Origin of the sequence: Actinomadura syzygii, from assembly GCF_008085905.1 — a bacterium.
Taxonomy (GTDB): Bacteria; Actinomycetota; Actinomycetes; order Streptosporangiales; family Streptosporangiaceae; genus Spirillospora; species Spirillospora syzygii.
In genome coordinates this window covers 230,860-246,535 of sequence record NZ_VSFF01000014.1, presented here as the reverse complement: position 1 = coordinate 246,535, position 15,676 = coordinate 230,860, and the positions used below count along the sequence as shown (strand labels likewise).

Here is a 15,676-nt window from a genome sequence, read left to right as displayed (position 1 = left end):
GAAGGAGCGCTACCTTGCGCCGTGGACTGAAGATTTCGCTCGTCACCCTCACGGGTGCGGCGCTGACGCTCACCGCTTCCGCGTGCGGCGGCAAGAAGGCCGACAGCGGCGACGACGCCGACAAGGGCGGCAAGAAGACCCTGAAGATCGGGCTGGCCTTCGACATCGGCGGGCGCGGCGACCAGTCGTTCAACGACTCCGCCGCCGCGGGCCTCGACAAGGCCAAGCAGGACCTGAGCGTCCAGACCGAGGAGATCTCCGCCAAGCCGGACGAGCCGGACGCCGACAAGGAGTCCCGGCTGCGGCTGCTGGCGAACAAGGGCTACAACCCGGTGATCGGCGTCGGCTTCGCCTACACCGCTTCGATCATCAAGGTCGCCAAGGACTTCCCGAACACCAAGTTCCTCGTCGTGGACGCCGACCAGTGCAAGGTCGAGGGCGCGAACGTGAGCGGCGCGTGCTTCGCCGAGGAGCAGGGCTCGTACCTGGTCGGCGCGGCGGCGGCGCTGAAGTCCAAGACCGGGACGATCGGCTTCATCGGCGGCGTCAACGTCCCGCTGATCCAGAAGTTCTACGCCGGGTACCAGGCCGGGGCGAAGAAGGCGAAGCCGGGCATCAAGGTCCTGCCGCCGAAGTACCTGACGCAGCCGCCGAACTTCAACGGCTTCAAGGACACCGGGCTCGGCAACGAGGCCGCGAAGGGCCAGCTCGACGCGAACGCGGACGTCATCTACCACGCCGCGGGCGGCGCCGGCATCGGCGTGATCAACACGGTGGGCAAGGCCGGGAAGTGGGCCATCGGCGTCGACTCCGACCAGTACAACCAGCCCGCGGTCGCCGGCGCGAAGCAGCACATCCTCACCTCGATGCTCAAGCACGTCGACCTCGCCGTGTACGACTTCGTGGAGGGCGTCGCCAAGGGCACCTTCCAGGCAGGCACCAAGCAGTACGACCTGAAGAACGAGGGGGTCGGCTACTCCACGACCGGCGGCAACGTCGACGACATCAAGGCCAAGCTCGAAGAGCTGAAGGCCGACGTCGTCAGCGGCAAGATCACGGTTCCGACGAAGGCCTGACCCCCCGTCCGGCCGGAGCCGCGCGGCCGGGCGCCATCCGCCGATGGCGCCCGGCACGGCGCGGCGGCGGGCGGCGGCGGGGGCGCGTCCAGGATCCGAGGCGGGAGTCGGAGGCGGAGGAGGGGCACTCGTGCCTGAGCAGGTGCCGGCCGTGCGGCTGACATCGATCACCAAGCGGTTCCCCGGTGTGGTGGCGAACCGCGACATCAACCTCGCGATCGAGCGCGGCGAGGTGCACGCGCTGTGCGGGGAGAACGGCGCGGGCAAGTCGACCCTGATGAAGATCCTCTACGGCATGCAGAAGCCGGACGAGGGGACGATCGAGGTCGACGGCGAGCAGGTCTCCTTCCGCACCCCGGCGGACGCGATCGCCCGCGGCATCGGCATGGTCCACCAGCACTTCAAGCTGGCGGACAACCTGACCGTCCTGGAGAACGTGGTGCTCGGCGCCGAGCCGCGCGGCGCCGGCTGGCGGCGCGGCCGGATCGACTTCGCCGCCGCCCGCGCGAAGATCACCGAGATGTCGCGGGCCTACGGGCTGCACGTCGACCCGGACGTGCTGGTCGAGACGCTCGGCGTCGGCGAGCGGCAGCGCGTGGAGATCCTCAAGGTGCTGTACCGGGGCGCGCGCGTCCTGATCCTGGACGAGCCGACGGCCGTACTCGTCCCGCAGGAGGTCGACGAGCTGTTCGGCAACCTGCGGGAGTTGCGGGCCGAGGGCCTGACCGTGCTGTTCATCTCGCACAAGCTGGACGAGGTGCTGACCGTCGCCGACACCATCTCGGTGATCCGGCGCGGGACCACGGTCGCGACCCGGCTCGACCCGGGGGAGGTCACGTCCCGGCGGCTGGCCGAGCTGATGGTCGGATCGGAGCTGCCCACCCCGGAGCTCCGCGAATCGACCGTGACCGAGGAGGTCCAGCTCGACGTCGCCGGGCTGACCGTCCTCACCCCGGAGGGCCGCCCCGTCGTGGACGGCGTGTCCCTGCGCATCCGGCGCGGCGAGATCGTCGGGCTGGCGGGCGTCGAGGGCAACGGGCAGACCGAGCTGATCGAGACGATCATGGGCGTCCGGCACGCCGACTCGGGAACGATCCGCTACGGCGGACAGGACGTCACCCACTGGTCGACGCGGCGGCGCCGCGAGGCGGGCATCGCCTACATCCCCGAGGACCGGCACCGGCACGGGCTCGTCCTGGAGGCGACGCTGTGGGAGAACCGCATGCTCGGCCACCAGACGCAGCGGCCGAACGTGCGCGGCCCGTGGACGGACCGGCGCGGCGCCCGCCGCGACACGACCCGGATCGTCCGCGACTACGACGTCCGGACGCCCGGCATCGAGGTGCCCGCCGCCGCGCTGTCCGGCGGCAACCAGCAGAAGCTGATCGTCGGCCGGGAGATGTCCGGCGACCCGCACCTGCTGATCGCCGCGCACCCGACCCGCGGCATCGACGTCGGCGCCCAGGCCGCGATCTGGGACCACCTGCGGCAGGCCCGCGCGGCGGGGCTGGCCGTCCTGCTGATCAGCGCCGACCTTGAGGAACTCATGGGCATGTCCGACACCCTGCACGTGATCCTGCGGGGAGAGCTGGTCGCCGAGGTCGACCCCCGCACCGTCACCCCCGAGGACCTCGGCTCCGCCATGACCGGCGCGGAGGCCGCCACATGAGCGACCCGAAGGACCCGGACCTCGCCGAGGAGAAGGCGCCGGACGTGCCGGAGCCGGTGCCCGCGTGGAAGGCGATCCTGCGGGGCCTCGGCCCGCGCGGGCTCGGGCTGCGGATCGGCGCGCCGGTGCTGGCGCTGCTGATCTCGCTCGGCATCACGATGATCCTGCTGCGGGTCACCGGCGCCGACCCGGTCAGCTCCATCCAGAGCATGATCGACTACGGCACGACCAGCAACTCGATCGTCGACATCGTCAACCGCGCGACCCGCTACTACCTGTCCGCGGTCGCGGTGGCGATCGGGTTCCGGATGGCGCTGCTGAACATCGGCGTGGACGGCCAGTACCGGCTGGCCGCGTTCCTCGCCGCCGCGCTCGGCGGCGCGCTCACCCTGCCCGCGCCGCTCGGCCAGCTGCTGGTGATCGCCGCGGCGATGGTGGTCGGCGGACTGTGGGCGGCGATCGCGGGCGTGCTGAAGGTGACCCGCGGGGTCAGCGAGGTGCTGTCCACGATCATGCTGAACGCGATCGCGACCGGGCTGATCGCGTACCTGCTGAACGACCAGCGGCTCGCCGAGCTGCGGCCGGGCAGCAACAACGTCGCGACCCCGAAGATCCCGTCGGACGGGCGGGTCGGCTCGCTGAACGGCTTCCTCTCCTCGATCGGGATCGACCTGCCGGGCGAGGTGTACGGGCTGCTGCCGCTCGCGATCGTCGTCGGGATCGTGTTCTGGGTCGTGATCAACTACACCCGGTTCGGGTTCGACCTGAAGGTGTCGGGGCTGTCGCAGTCCGCCGCGCAGGCGAGCGGCGTCAACGCCCGGCGGATGATCGTCTACACGATGATCGCGTCCGGCGTGGTGGCCGGGCTGATCGGGATGCCGGAGCTGCTCGGCGCGTCCTACGAGTACTCGCTGAACTTCCCGGCCGGGCTCGGCTTCACCGGGATCACGGTCGCGCTGCTCGGCCGCAACCATCCGGCGGGCATCGCGCTCGCCGCGCTGCTGTTCGCGTTCCTCGACCAGACCTCCGACGTGCTGCAGGAGGTCGACGTGCCGAAGGAGATCGTCGGGGTGATGCAGGGCGTGGTCGTGCTGACCGTCGTCATCGTGTACGAGCTGGTCAGACGCTGGGAGATCCGCCTCCAGCAACGGACGGTCGCCGCCGAACTGGCCACCGGCCACGACCTCGCGCGGGAGGCGTCATGACCGCAGCGAAGCGAGGATCATGGCGCTCCCGCCGCGGGGGGCTGGGGGTCGTCCCCCAGAAAGGTAGGGCGTCGTGAGTGCGGCTGCTGAGACGGTCTCGCTGGCCAAGGCCGCTGCCAAGGGACGGCGGTTGCGGTGGCCGCACTACCTGCTGATCGCGTCCGGGCTGCTGGTGCTGCTGTCGCTGGTCCGGGTGATCGACGACGCGGACCCGGTGACGTCCAGCGGGACGGTCAGCGCGTCCCTGCGGCTCGCCGTCCCGATCTTCCTGGCCGGGCTCGGCGGGCTCTGGTCCGAGCGCTCCGGCGTGATCAACATCGGCCTTGAGGGCATGATGATCCTCGGCACCTGGACGGGCGCCTGGGCGGGCTACCAGTGGGGCCCGTGGATCGGCGTGCTCGCCGGGATCATCGGCGGCGCGCTCGGCGGGCTGCTGCACGCGATCGCGACCGTGTCGTTCGGCGTCGACCACATCGTGTCCGGCGTCGCGATCAACATCCTCGGGCTCGGGCTGACGCAGTTCCTCGCCGGGCTGATCTTCGACAAGGGCGAGGCGAAGGCGCTCGGCGGCGGGCCCCGGCAGTCCCCGCCGGTCGATCCGATCAACACGCTGACGCTGCCGGTGCTGTCCGGCGGGAAGATCGGCGGCTGGGAGAGCCCCGACTGGCTCGGCTCGCTGGAGCGCCGCCACTGGTTCCTGGCGTCCGACCTCGCGGGCATCGTGCGCGGGCTGACCAGCGACATGTCGCTGCTGACGCTGGTGGCGCTGCTGCTCATCCCGCTGAGCTTCGTCGTCCTGTGGCGGACGCCGTTCGGGCTGCGCATCCGGTCCTGCGGCGAGGACCCGTACGCCGCCGAGTCGCTCGGCGTGCACGTGTACCGGATGAAGTACGCGGCCGTCATGATCTCGGGCGGGTTCTCCGGCCTCGCGGGCGCGTTCCTCGTCACCGTCGCCGCCCCGCTCTACCAGGACGGCCAGACCAACGGCCGCGGCTTCATCGGCCTCGCCGCCATGATCTTCGGGAACTGGCGGCCGGGCGGGCTCGCCGCCGGGTCGCTGCTGTTCGGCTACACGGACGCGATGAACGTGCGCGGCGGCGGGCAGTCCGTCCACGCGCTGCTGCTGTTCGTCGCGGTGCTGCTGATCGGCGTCGCGATCTGGCAGGGGTTCCGGGCGTCCCGGCTGCGGCCGGAGGTGGTCACCGACCTCGGCCGCCGGGAGCTGCGGGGCGCCTACGTCGGCGCCGCGCTGTCGCTCGTCGCGGCCGCCGCGCTGCTGGTCTGGTTCATGATGAGCGAGATCGTCCCGGGCGAACTGGTGTCGTTCACGCCGCATCTGACGACCCTTCTCGTCCTGGCCCTGGCGAGCCAGCGGCTCAGAATGCCCGCCGCGAACGGGCTTCGATATCGGCGCGGTGAGGCACGATAACGCCTATGGAGATCGACTGGTCCGCCCTGCGCGACGCCGCGCGGGACGCGATGAAGCGCGCCTACTGCCCCTACTCCGGGTTCCCGGTCGGCGCCGCCGGGCTGGCGGCCGACGGACGCATCGTCACCGGCTGCAACGTCGAGAACGCCGCGTACGGGGTCGCCCTGTGCGCGGAGTGCGGTCTCGTGTCCGCCCTGCACGGCCCCGGACGCCCGGAGGAGAACCCGCGCCTGCTCGCGGTCGTGGTCGTCGACGGGCACGGGACCACGCTGATGCCGTGCGGGCGCTGCCGCCAGCTCCTCTGGGAGCACGGCGGCGCGTCGATGCTGATCGAGACGACCAAGGGGATCCTGCCCATGTCGGACGTCCTGCCGGACGCGTTCGGCCCAGACGACCTGATCGAGAGGGCGTGATCGGTGGACGCGATCGACGTCATCCGCGCCAAGCGCGACGGCGGGACGCTCGCCCCTGACCAGATCGACTGGGCGGTCGACGCCTACACGCGCGGCGCGATCGCCGAGGAGCAGATGGCCGCGCTCGCGATGGCGATCCTGCTGAACGGCATGTCCCGCGCGGAGGTCGCCCGCTGGACGGACGCCATGATCCGCTCCGGCGAGCGGATGGACTGGTCGTCGCTCGACCGTCCGACCACCGACAAGCACTCCACCGGCGGCGTCGGCGACAAGATCACGCTGCCGCTGGCGCCGGTGGTGGCGGCGTGCGGGGCGGCCGTCCCGCAACTGTCCGGGCGCGGCCTCGGCCACACCGGCGGGACGCTCGACAAGCTGGAGTCGATCCCCGGCTGGCGGGCGTCGCTGTCGAACGCGGAGATGCTGGACGTCCTGCGCTCGGCGGGCGCGGTGGTATGCGCGGCGGGCGGCGGCCTCGCCCCCGCCGACCGCAAGCTCTACGCCCTCCGCGACGTGACCGGCACCGTGGAGTCGATCCCGCTGATCGCGTCCTCGATCATGTCGAAGAAGATCGCGGAGGGGACGGGCGCGCTCGTCCTGGACGTCAAGGTCGGCTCCGGCGCGTTCATGAAGACCGTCGAGAACGCGCGCGAGCTGGCCGAGACGATGGTCGCGATCGGCGCCGACCACGGCGTCCGCACGACCGCGCTGCTGACCGCCATGGACCGGCCGCTCGGCGCGGCGGTCGGCAACGCCGTCGAGGTCGCGGAGTCGGTGGAGGTGCTCGCGGGCGGCGGGCCGTCCGACGTCGTCGAGCTGACGCTGACGCTGGCCCGCGAGATGCTCGACGCCGCCGGGCTCACCGCGAAGGACCCGGCGGACGCGCTCAAGGACGGCTCCGCCATGGACGTCTGGCGCCGCATGATCACCGCGCAGGGCGGCGACCCGGACGCGCCGCTGCCGTCCGCGCGCGAGACCCACACGGTCACGGCGCCGTCGTCCGGCGTCCTGACCGGCCTGGACGCGTACGGCGTGGGCGTCGCCGCGTGGCGGCTCGGCGCGGGCCGCGCCCGCAAGGAGGACCCGGTGTCCGCGGCGGCGGGGATCATCTGCCACGCCAGGCCCGGCGACACGGTCACCGCGGGCGCGCCGCTCCTCACGCTGCACGCGGACGACGCTTCTCGGATTCCCCGCGCACTGGAATCCCTGGACGGCGCGTTCGAGATCGACGGCACCTCGTCCCTCCACCCCCTGATCATCGACCGCGTCTCCTGACTCCCTTTCGGGCGGCGACGCAGAATCGCATAAAGGAATAGGCAGAAAGAAGGCCGTCCATGGGTCTCGCGCGTCCGAAGGACTGGGTGCCGAACCGTCCCCTCCAGGACTCCAGATTGGCGTGGGAGGCCGCACGTCCAGAACTGTCGCGCCGCGCCACGCCTTGGTGGACGGTGCCGCTGCGCGTCCTCAGCGCGGGCGCCACGGCCAACGCCCTCAGCAGGAGCCGGACGCGGGGCGACACCGTCGGGGACGCTCGGAAGCTCTCGAACGAAGCCTCCAGCGGACGGCTCGCGACGTTCGCCATTCCCGTCGACGTCGTGACCGACCGGCTGAGCCCGGTGGAGCGGAAGCTCCTCCGCGCCGAGGGCAGGCTGCCCGACTGGTTCTTCGACGCCGTGGAAGAGGAGCGCCGGGCCCGACGAAAGCGCCGGTCCTGACGATTTTGCCGGAGCGCGCGGACCCGCCTACGAAACGCCACCGCCGTAACCGGCAGGTTTGTTAACAATTACCGTTGACCGTCCCCGTTCGCCGCCGGAAGGCTGATCAGGTTTCTTTCAGTGATCAGGGGAGCGGACGTTGAGACACAAACTCCTGCCCGTCGCGGCACTGGCGGGCCTGACCGGCCTCGTGGCGGGCGCACTGCCCGCCAACGCCGAAACGGCGCGTCCTCACATCGTCGTCAAGGACGGCAAGACGCAACCCGTCTTCTCCTTCAAGGACGCCGTCCGCGAAAAGGTGTTCGTCGAGACCGCGGTGGACAGCGACGGGGACGGGAAACGCGACCGCGTGTCCATTTACGTCACTCGTCCCAAGGAGACGAACGGCGGACTGAAGGTCGCCTCCATCATCGAGGGCAGCCCGTACTACGGGGGCCTCCAGGACCCGCCCTACCACCCGGCCGACGTCACCGACTATCCGCGCCTCGCGAAATGGACGCCGCCGCCCGGCCCGCCCGGCCCGGTGAGCTACTCGTTCCCGTACTACGACAATTACTTCGTCTCCCGCGGTTACGCCTTCGTCGCCGCCGACACGCTCGGCACGGGCGACTCCGACGGCTGCCCCACCGCCGTCGGCCCGAACGAGGCGCAGGGGATGAAGTCCGTCATCGAATGGCTCGCGGGCAAGGGCACCGCCTACGACGAGAACGGCAAGAAGGTCCGCGCGGGCTGGTCGACCGGGAACGTTGCAATGGCGGGCAAGTCCTATGACGGGACGCTTCCGCTCGCCGCCGCCGCGACCCGCGTCCAGGCCCTCAAGACCGTCGTGTCCGTCTCCGGCGTCTCCAACTGGTACGACGAATACCGCGCCAACGGCGGAGTGGTCGCCCCCGACGGATGGGAGGGCGAGGACCTGGACCTGCACGCGAAGGCCGTCCTCAGCCGCAAGGACCCGGCCGTCTGCGCGCCCGTCATGCACGACCTCGAAAAGAAGATGGACCGGGTCACCGGCGACTACAACCGCACCTGGGACGCGCGGAACTTCGCCAAGAGCGCGCCGAAGTTCCGCGCCAGCGTGTTCCTGACGAGCGGCCTCGCCGACTGGAACGTCAAGCCGATCCAGATGTCCCAGCTCTGGGACGGCCTCAAGAAGGCCGGAGTCAACCGGAAACTGTGGATTCACCAGGGCGCGCACGACGACCCGCTGGACATTCGCCAGAGCGCCTGGCTCGAAACCCTCAACCTCTGGTTCGCGCACGAGCTGTACAACGTCCGCAACGACGTCATGCGGCAGCCGCGCGTCGACCTCGAGCGCACTCCCGGCAATTGGGAGACGCACAAGGAATGGCCCGACCCGTCCGCGCGTCCCGTCTCCCTGGGCCTGAACGACAAGGGCCTCGGCGCGCGCGGGAAAGGCACGCAGCAGCTCGTGGACGACCCGTCCCGCAAGGCCGAGGACCTCGCCGCCAAGCCGGACGAGGCCGACCCCAACCGGCTGATCTACCTCACGCCCGCGCTGACCAAGGCGACGAAGCTGAGCGGCACCGCCAGCATCAAGCTCCGCGCCTCCGTCGACGGCCGCTCCCCGTACCTGTCGGCGGTGCTCGTCGACTACGGCACGGACGAGCGCGTCTCGGGCTTCGTCTCCACGTCCGACAGGTGGTGCTACGGCGACTCGATCCCCGGTAACGAAGGATGCCGCGCCGTCCGCAAGTACACGACGGCGGTTACACCGTTCAAGATTGTGACCCGTGGCTGGCTGGACGTCCGCAACCGCACGTCCATCTGGCGCAGCACCCCGGTGAAGGCGGGTAAGGACTACACCTTCTCCTGGACGATGCAGCCGTACGACTACGTGTTCAAGCCCGGACACCGCATCGGCCTGATGGTCCTCGCCACCGACCACGCGTACACGCTGCGCTACCCGGCGGGCACCAAGGTCAAGGTCGACCTCCACAACAGCTCCCTGACCCTGCCTCTTCACTAGCAATGAACAGGCCCCGCCGCGTGTCCACGCGGCGGGGCCTGTTCGTCGTTACGCCAACTCCCGGACGAGCACAGCGACCACACCGTCCACGTCACGCACGGACCCGATCGTCCGCCCGTCCGACCACGTGAACCACCACTCCGCCCTGAGGAAGTCGCACCCGACCTCCACGAGCCGCTGCGGCGCACCCACCCGGACGACACTGATCCACGAGACCCCGCGCCGCTCCACGACGCCGCACGCGAGTTCCGGGTGCGCCTCGATGGCCGCGCGCAATTCGCCCAGGTGCGTCTGCCGGTCACTCCGCACCGGCAGCACGTTCTGCCACTCCATGACCTCACCTCTCCGTGTGGGACGACGCGGCCGGTGAACCGGGGGGAGGGCCACCGGCCGCGCCGCGTTCGTTAGGCGGCATTGGCGCCGCCGCGTTCACCCGTTCCTGACCCGCGCCTTCTCGGCCTGCCGGATCAGCGCCTTCCGAAGCAGGGGCGCGCTGGGAAGCATCACCGTCGGCTCGACCCCGACCTTGGGGTCATGGAGGCTGGCGACCCATTCACCGAGCCCGCCGTCCCGCCTGACGGCCCGCCAGATCCGCCACCCACCAAAGTCGTCCCGAAGCCGCCCTAGCTCCCACTCGTCCCGCCGCGCCTGCGCATCCATCTCGAAAACCTCTGGTCGCTCACCTGCTCGAATCCGTGTGACCACCCTCACACGCTCGACTACGCTCAGCTATGGGACCAACGCACCCCAGAACGCACCCCGAGGCGGCAGGAACACCCCCCATGACGAGTGACGAGGGCAATTACACGCGCGATCCGCTACTCCGAACCTTCGGCGCGGTCCTCCGCGGCTTCCGCGAGGATGCGGGCCTCTCACGTCGAGAACTCTCGGACGCCCTCGGCTGCAGGCCAGGGTGGATCGAAAAGCTGGAAACCGCTCAGAAGCCGCCGTCAGAGGCCACGGCGGACGACCTCGACGTGTACTTCAAGACGCCGAAGCGGATGTTCTGGCGGATGTGGCGCGAGATTAAGCGAGAGGGCAAACACCTCGCCGCCCCACCCGGCTTCGAGCGATACACCGACTTCGAGGCACAGGCCGTCGCCATGCGCTCCTACGAAGCCCAGGTAATCCCGGGAATCCTCCAGACGCCTGCCTACGCTCGCGCGGTCTTGAGCTCCGGCCTGCCTCTCGACGCACTCGACGAGCGTGTCTGCGCGCGCATGGAACGACAGGAGCTCCTCGCCCGAGACAACGCGCCCCGCATGTGGTTCGTCCTCGACGAGGCCGTCTTACGCCGAAGCGTCGGTGGCCCGCCCGTGATGGCAGAACAGTTGTCGCGCCTCGTCGACACGGCCATATCAAATCCCCGAGTGGAAATCCGAGTACTTCCGTTCTCGTCGGTGACTTATGCGGCACTCGATGGCGCATTCAAGGTCTTGACCCTGCCCGGCGGTGAGGACCTCGCCTACCACGAAGGCCCTGAAATAAGCCAGGTGATAGAGGAAGGAACCACGATTGCCGAATACAGAGTACGCTTCGACCTGGTGATGGGAGAGTCCCTTCGTAACGAGGAGTCTCTCAGGATGATCAGGAAGATTCTGGAGGACTACACGTGAGCACCCCGGATCTACTGGACCTCCGGTGGCGTAAGAGCAGCCACAGCAGCGGCCAAGGCGGTGACTGCGTAGAGGTCGCAGACCTCACGTCTGCGGTTGTGGTGCGTGATTCCAAGGACCCCGAGGGGTCCAGGCTCGCGTTCGACTTCACTGCCTGGCACGCGTTCATGCTCCGCGTGAAGTCGAGCCAATTCGACCTGGAGTGCTAGCCATGCCCGCGTCGGACGTCCAATGGCGTAAGAGCAGCCGCAGCGACCAGCACGGTGGCGAGTGCATTGAGGTCGCGAACCTGGCGTCGATGGTCGCAGTGCGTGACTCTAAGGATCCGGCCGGCCCCAAGCTGGCGTTCGACCTTGCGTCGTGGCGTGCGTTCACGCGCCGCCTGAAGTCGAGCGAGTTCGACCCGAACGTCTAGGTAGTGGTGTCGGATTCAGTGTCGGTGGTGGACGCTGGTCGGGTCCCACCCGGCTACGAGGTGTATAGCCGCGAGCAGGTCCTTTCGGGTGACTGGCTTGTGTGACCGAGGGTCGGTCCACCAGGCCGCCCGTCCCTGTGAATGACGACGTGGACCGCCGCGACCGTGGCGGCGGCGCGACGCAGCACCGCCGGAACGTGGGACACCACCGCCGCATCACTGCGACGCCTCCGCCACGAATTCCCCACTGGCGAGGCATGTGCCCCTCACCAAGGGGGCTATGACTCGTCGTCCACTGCCCAGACATCGCCCTCCGGGCACCGACGGCGCTTGAACTGGGAGACGGGTTGCTCGCCGCAACCGGCCACCCGCCCGGCGGCCTTCATCCCCTCACCAGAACGTGACCCGGGCCGGTAGGGAGGGGAAGACCGTCTCGGGGGGTCACTCCTCTCCGTCTCTCTGGAAGGACCGTCCACGATGAACGAGAACCCGCTGGTGCAGCCTCGTGACCGCTTCCCGCTCGGCCTCCCGGGACACGTTGTGCCCGTCAGCCCCCAGCAGCCGACCCCCGACGCCCGCCCGTGGGGAATGGACCAAGCCGTCGTTCCCGCCCCGGTCCGGGCCATGGGCAAGCACGACAAGCCCACCAGCACCCGGACGGAGAAGGTTCCAACCGAATACACCGACGACAGCCAGACCAAGAAGGACGACTACACGCAAACGGTGACCGACTGATGTCGGCACCGCTAGTGCTCCTGCTCGCCGAACACGACGACGGGGAAGCCGCCTACGTCCGCGATGCGCTCGCCCAACGCGGCGCCCGCGTGATGCGTTACGACACCGCCTCGTTCCCGTCGGCGTCCATCGCCAGTTTTCGCCTTGCCCGCGACGGCTGGCGAGGACGTCTCACCACTCCGGACGGGGTCATCCCGCTGGAAGACGTCACGGCGGTGTACTACCGGCAGCCCCAGCCGTTCCGGTTCCCCGACACGTTGAGCGAGCCGGAACGGCGGTTCGCCACCGTGGAGGCCCGGTTCGGATTCGGTGGGGTGTTCATGTCGCTGCCCGCCCGTTGGGTGTCGCACCCGGCGCGGCTGGCCGACGCCGAGTACCGGCCGCTCCAGATGGCAACCGCCGCCCGCTGTGGCCTCACCCTCCCGGCGAGCCTGCTCACCAACAGCCCCGGCGACGCCGAGACGTTCGCCCGCACCTGTGAGGGCGTCGTCTACAAAGCCACCATGCACAAGCTGATCAGCGAGGCCGACCAGGTGAAGCTGATCTACACCACACCCGTGGCCCCCGATGCGATCGACGCACGGGTGGCCACCACCCTGCATCTGTTCCAGGCCAATATCCGAAAAAGCCATGACGTCCGCCTGGTCGCCACCGCCAGCGGCCACACACACGCGGTCGCTATCCGCACCGACGACCCACACGGACGCCAGGACTTCCGCACCGCCTATAACGCCCTCACATACACCGTCACCGCCGTCCCCGCCGACGTGGCCGATGCCTGTCACGCCTACCTGTCGGCGCTTGATCTGGCGTTGGGCGTGTTCGACTTCGCGGTGACCGAGGACGGGGCATGGTGGTTCCTGGAATGCGGCCCCGGCGCCCAATGGGCCTGGCTGCAAGAACGCACCGGGACGCCCATCTCCGACGCCATCGCCGCGACCCTCCTGGGAGCAGCAGCATGACCGTCCCACCCGACGCCTGGCGACCCAACGCCCAAGCCCTGGCCGACCAGCTCAGCGACCAAGGCGAGATCACCGACCCCGCATGGCGCCGGACCGTCGCCCACGTCCCCCGGCACGTCTTCGTCCCCGCCTTCTACTCCGACGACGACCCGCCCGAACTGTTGGACGCCACCACCCCCCACTGGCTCGGGCTCGTCTACTCCAACGACACCCTCGTCACCCAACGCAAGGAACACCCTGACCAGCCCGGCACACTGTGGTCCACCAGTTCCAGCACCCGCCCGAGCCTAATGCTCCGGATGCTGCACATCCTGGACGTGGCCGACGCCATGACCGTTCTGGAGATCGGCACCGGCACCGGCTACAACGCCGCGTTGCTGTCCGATCGGCTCGGCTCGTCCCAGGTCGTCAGCGTGGACATCGACCCCGAGCTGATCAACGCCGCCCAGAGCCGGCTGGCCGACGCCGGATACCACCCCACCCTCATAGTGGGAGACGGCGCCCAAGGATGCCCTGCCCGTGCCCCCTACGACCGGCTCATAGCCACCGTGGCCACCGAACGCATCCCGTACGCGTGGGTGGAACAGACCCGCCCGGGCGGCGTCATCCTGGCCGACGTCCGTCCACGCGGCATGACCTGGGCCGGGGCGCTGGCACGCCTCACCGTGGCCGACGACGGCACCGCAACCGGCCCCCTGATCACCTGCACATGGGGATTCATGTCCGCCCGCCGCGACGTCGCCCGACCCGGCATCCCCGAAGGCGTCCCCATCGACACCAGCACCACCCACACCCGTGCCAGCGACATCGGCCGCGGCGCCCTCCGCACCCCGGGCCTGGCCCTCCTGATCTGGCAGCGACTCCCCGGCCTCAATGCTTTCCCCAGCGCCACCACAAGCCTCCTCACCACCCCCGACGGTTCGTGGGCCAGCGTCTCAGACGACACCCCCGCCAAGATTGAACACGGTGGCCCGTCCGACATCTGGCGGCACGTCGAAGACGCCCACGCTTGGTGGACCGCCCATAACCGTCCCGGCGTCGAAGCATTCGGCCTCACGATCGGCCTCGGCCAACAGCGCCTGTGGTTCCAGACCCCCGAAGGCGAGAGCTGGCCCGCCCCCGGTCAGTCCTGACCACTCAGGGAAGCACACAGCCCCTTTCACTCCGCTCGTCCAGACGGCCATCAGATCACCGGCACGGGGCCTGGTGGTCGTCCTACGTCGCCGCAAGCACGTGTCAGACCGGGGGAAGGACAACCCGTCTCCGAGCGGCTCGACTCCGCATAACCGAACCGGAACACCGACCGGACAACGGCGGCGGGACATCCGGTAGAGCAGCAACCGGCGGAGACACAGACACGGCCAAACGACGGGGGATGTCGGCAAGGTGCCAGAGATCTCGGAGGGACGAGCAACTGACCGAAGCAGGGTGCACCCGAAGCTAGCCACGGACCATCATGAGCCCGCTTTCGCGGTCACATACGGTACCCCCCTCTCCAAATCCCTATTCGGGACGGGGGACGCCGATGGGGTTGGGGAAGGGGATTTCGCCTGCTTCGGCTAGTGCGCGGGCAAACGGTCTCAGAAGCTCGCGGACGGTTTCGGGGGCGTCCAAGGCCAGGTAGGGCGGGGCGGCCAGGGCGTCTGTTCGGCGTTCTATTTCGGTGCGCAGGGTGCGGCCTTTGTCCGTGACGCCGTTCTCGTCTAGGAGGCCGCGGGTCTCCAGTGCGGCGGCTCCTTCTGTCCAGTTCTCGTTTGACCAGCCTCGGCTGTCTCGCACCCTGTCCGTTGGGACGACGCCCATCGCGGACGCCAGGACGTTGGCCTCCAAGCCGTTCAGGCCCGCCGACGTCAACGCCGCCACGTGGCCGTCGCCTCGGTGTTCGCGCAGGGTGGTCGCCAATTGCCAGAGGGCCTCGACCGGGTCTTCGGGGAGGGCCAGGTCGCGGTTGGCCGCGAACAGGACGCGTCCGGCGCTGTCGGCCGCGTCCGCCACGGTGCGGAGGGGTGGTATGGCTTCGGGGGCGACGGCTTCGATCTCCGGGGCCACTCGGCGGAGTGCTTTCGCCGCGTTGGCGCTGCGCGTTCGGAGGATGTCGGCCGGGGACGCGAAACTCCATGCGTCGGGGATCGCGCGCCGGACGCGCGACGGGTGGAAACCGAAGAACGAAGCCTCGACCACACCGGCGGGAACGGGGCCGAGCGGCGCGCCACGGCTCCCGAAATAGCCCATCCAGAATCCTTTGAGACCGATCTCTTTCGTGCCGTCCAGGCATTCCGGCGAGAAGTACGTGACGGCGTGAATCGGTTCGAGGACCATCCAGAAATCCCGTGCGACGGACACGTCCACCCTGAAACACCTCCCGGTAGGCATCCCTCGAACGCTAAGCGTCCGGACAACCCGGAGCAATCCCGGCTTCTCGTCCATCTCGGCGAGCGGCCAGATGATTACTCAACG

General features: G+C 69.5%; 17 protein-coding genes. 14 read left to right on the top strand and 3 right to left on the bottom strand.

Features of this window, described 5'->3' with window-relative positions; genetic code table 11:
• The first annotated feature begins 14 nt into the window (after positions 1–14).
• The 8 genes from FXF65_RS34880 (at position 15) to FXF65_RS34845 (ending at position 9,491) form a co-directional block, all read left to right on the top strand.
• A complete protein-coding gene (locus FXF65_RS34880; RefSeq protein ID WP_246199310.1) occupies positions 15–1,076 on the top strand; it encodes a BMP family lipoprotein in 1,062 nt (353 codons plus the stop codon).
• Positions 1,077–1,206: 130 nt separating this feature from the next.
• Positions 1,207–2,745 carry an ABC transporter ATP-binding protein gene (locus FXF65_RS34875; protein ID WP_246199309.1) on the top strand — a complete coding sequence of 513 codons (1,539 nt, stop codon included), beginning with the start codon at positions 1,207–1,209 and terminating at the stop codon, positions 2,743–2,745.
• On the top strand, positions 2,742–3,950 hold the full coding sequence (locus tag FXF65_RS34870; protein ID WP_148354330.1) for an ABC transporter permease: 1,209 nt from the start codon (positions 2,742–2,744) through the stop codon (positions 3,948–3,950). The genes FXF65_RS34875 and FXF65_RS34870 overlap by 4 nt, the downstream gene beginning before the upstream one ends.
• Positions 3,951–4,023: 73 nt before the next feature.
• Positions 4,024–5,379: an ABC transporter permease gene (locus FXF65_RS34865; RefSeq protein WP_148354329.1), complete on the top strand. Its 1,356-nt coding sequence runs from the start codon at positions 4,024–4,026 to the stop codon at positions 5,377–5,379.
• A 5-nt stretch (positions 5,380–5,384) separates the two neighbouring features.
• On the top strand, positions 5,385–5,792 hold the full coding sequence (locus tag FXF65_RS34860) for a cytidine deaminase (protein WP_148354328.1): 408 nt from the start codon (positions 5,385–5,387) through the stop codon (positions 5,790–5,792).
• Between the two features lie 3 nt (positions 5,793–5,795).
• Positions 5,796–7,064 (top strand): thymidine phosphorylase, encoded by a 1,269-nt coding sequence (locus FXF65_RS34855; RefSeq protein ID WP_148354327.1) that lies wholly within the window; start codon positions 5,796–5,798, stop codon positions 7,062–7,064.
• A 59-nt stretch (positions 7,065–7,123) separates the two neighbouring features.
• Positions 7,124–7,504 carry a hypothetical protein gene (locus FXF65_RS34850; RefSeq protein ID WP_148354326.1) on the top strand — a complete coding sequence of 127 codons (381 nt, stop codon included), beginning with the start codon at positions 7,124–7,126 and terminating at the stop codon, positions 7,502–7,504.
• Between the two features lie 139 nt (positions 7,505–7,643).
• The gene (locus tag FXF65_RS34845; protein ID WP_148354325.1) at positions 7,644–9,491 is read left to right on the top strand and encodes a Xaa-Pro dipeptidyl-peptidase; all 1,848 of its coding nucleotides are present in this window, start codon (positions 7,644–7,646) and stop codon (positions 9,489–9,491) included.
• A 48-nt stretch (positions 9,492–9,539) separates the two neighbouring features.
• Here FXF65_RS34845 and FXF65_RS34840 read toward each other — a convergent pair whose 3' ends face one another.
• Together FXF65_RS34840 and FXF65_RS34835 are read right to left on the bottom strand one after the other, a co-directional pair.
• Positions 9,540–9,824 (bottom strand): hypothetical protein, encoded by a 285-nt coding sequence (locus tag FXF65_RS34840; RefSeq protein ID WP_148354324.1) that lies wholly within the window; start codon positions 9,822–9,824, stop codon positions 9,540–9,542.
• A 96-nt stretch (positions 9,825–9,920) separates the two neighbouring features.
• Positions 9,921–10,151: a hypothetical protein gene (locus tag FXF65_RS34835; RefSeq protein WP_148354323.1), complete on the bottom strand. Its 231-nt coding sequence runs from the start codon at positions 10,149–10,151 to the stop codon at positions 9,921–9,923.
• 122 nt (positions 10,152–10,273) lie between these two features.
• On the opposite strand from FXF65_RS34835, the gene FXF65_RS34830 reads away from it, so the two are divergent.
• From FXF65_RS34830 to FXF65_RS34805, 6 genes are all read left to right on the top strand, one after another.
• Positions 10,274–11,107 (top strand): helix-turn-helix domain-containing protein, encoded by an 834-nt coding sequence (locus tag FXF65_RS34830; protein WP_187412664.1) that lies wholly within the window; start codon positions 10,274–10,276, stop codon positions 11,105–11,107.
• Entirely contained in the window at positions 11,104–11,316 is a 213-nt protein-coding gene (locus tag FXF65_RS34825) for a DUF397 domain-containing protein (RefSeq protein ID WP_148354321.1), read from the top strand. The genes FXF65_RS34830 and FXF65_RS34825 overlap by 4 nt, the downstream gene beginning before the upstream one ends.
• Before the next feature lie 2 nt (positions 11,317–11,318).
• Positions 11,319–11,522 carry a DUF397 domain-containing protein gene (locus FXF65_RS34820; protein WP_148354320.1) on the top strand — a complete coding sequence of 68 codons (204 nt, stop codon included), beginning with the start codon at positions 11,319–11,321 and terminating at the stop codon, positions 11,520–11,522.
• A gap of 477 nt (positions 11,523–11,999) precedes the next feature.
• Entirely contained in the window at positions 12,000–12,257 is a 258-nt protein-coding gene (locus tag FXF65_RS34815; protein WP_148354319.1) for a hypothetical protein, read from the top strand.
• 14 nt (positions 12,258–12,271) lie between these two features.
• Positions 12,272–13,219, top strand: a complete 948-nt coding sequence (locus tag FXF65_RS34810; protein WP_148354318.1) for an MvdC/MvdD family ATP grasp protein — start codon at positions 12,272–12,274, stop codon at positions 13,217–13,219.
• On the top strand, positions 13,216–14,352 hold the full coding sequence (locus FXF65_RS34805) for a methyltransferase domain-containing protein (RefSeq protein ID WP_187412663.1): 1,137 nt from the start codon (positions 13,216–13,218) through the stop codon (positions 14,350–14,352). Before FXF65_RS34810 ends, FXF65_RS34805 begins: the two co-directional genes overlap by 4 nt.
• Positions 14,353–14,722: 370 nt before the next feature.
• Here FXF65_RS34805 and FXF65_RS34800 read toward each other — a convergent pair whose 3' ends face one another.
• Positions 14,723–15,568, bottom strand: a complete 846-nt coding sequence (locus tag FXF65_RS34800) for an SCO6745 family protein (RefSeq protein ID WP_148354316.1) — start codon at positions 15,566–15,568, stop codon at positions 14,723–14,725.
• Positions 15,569–15,676 lie beyond the last annotated feature (108 nt).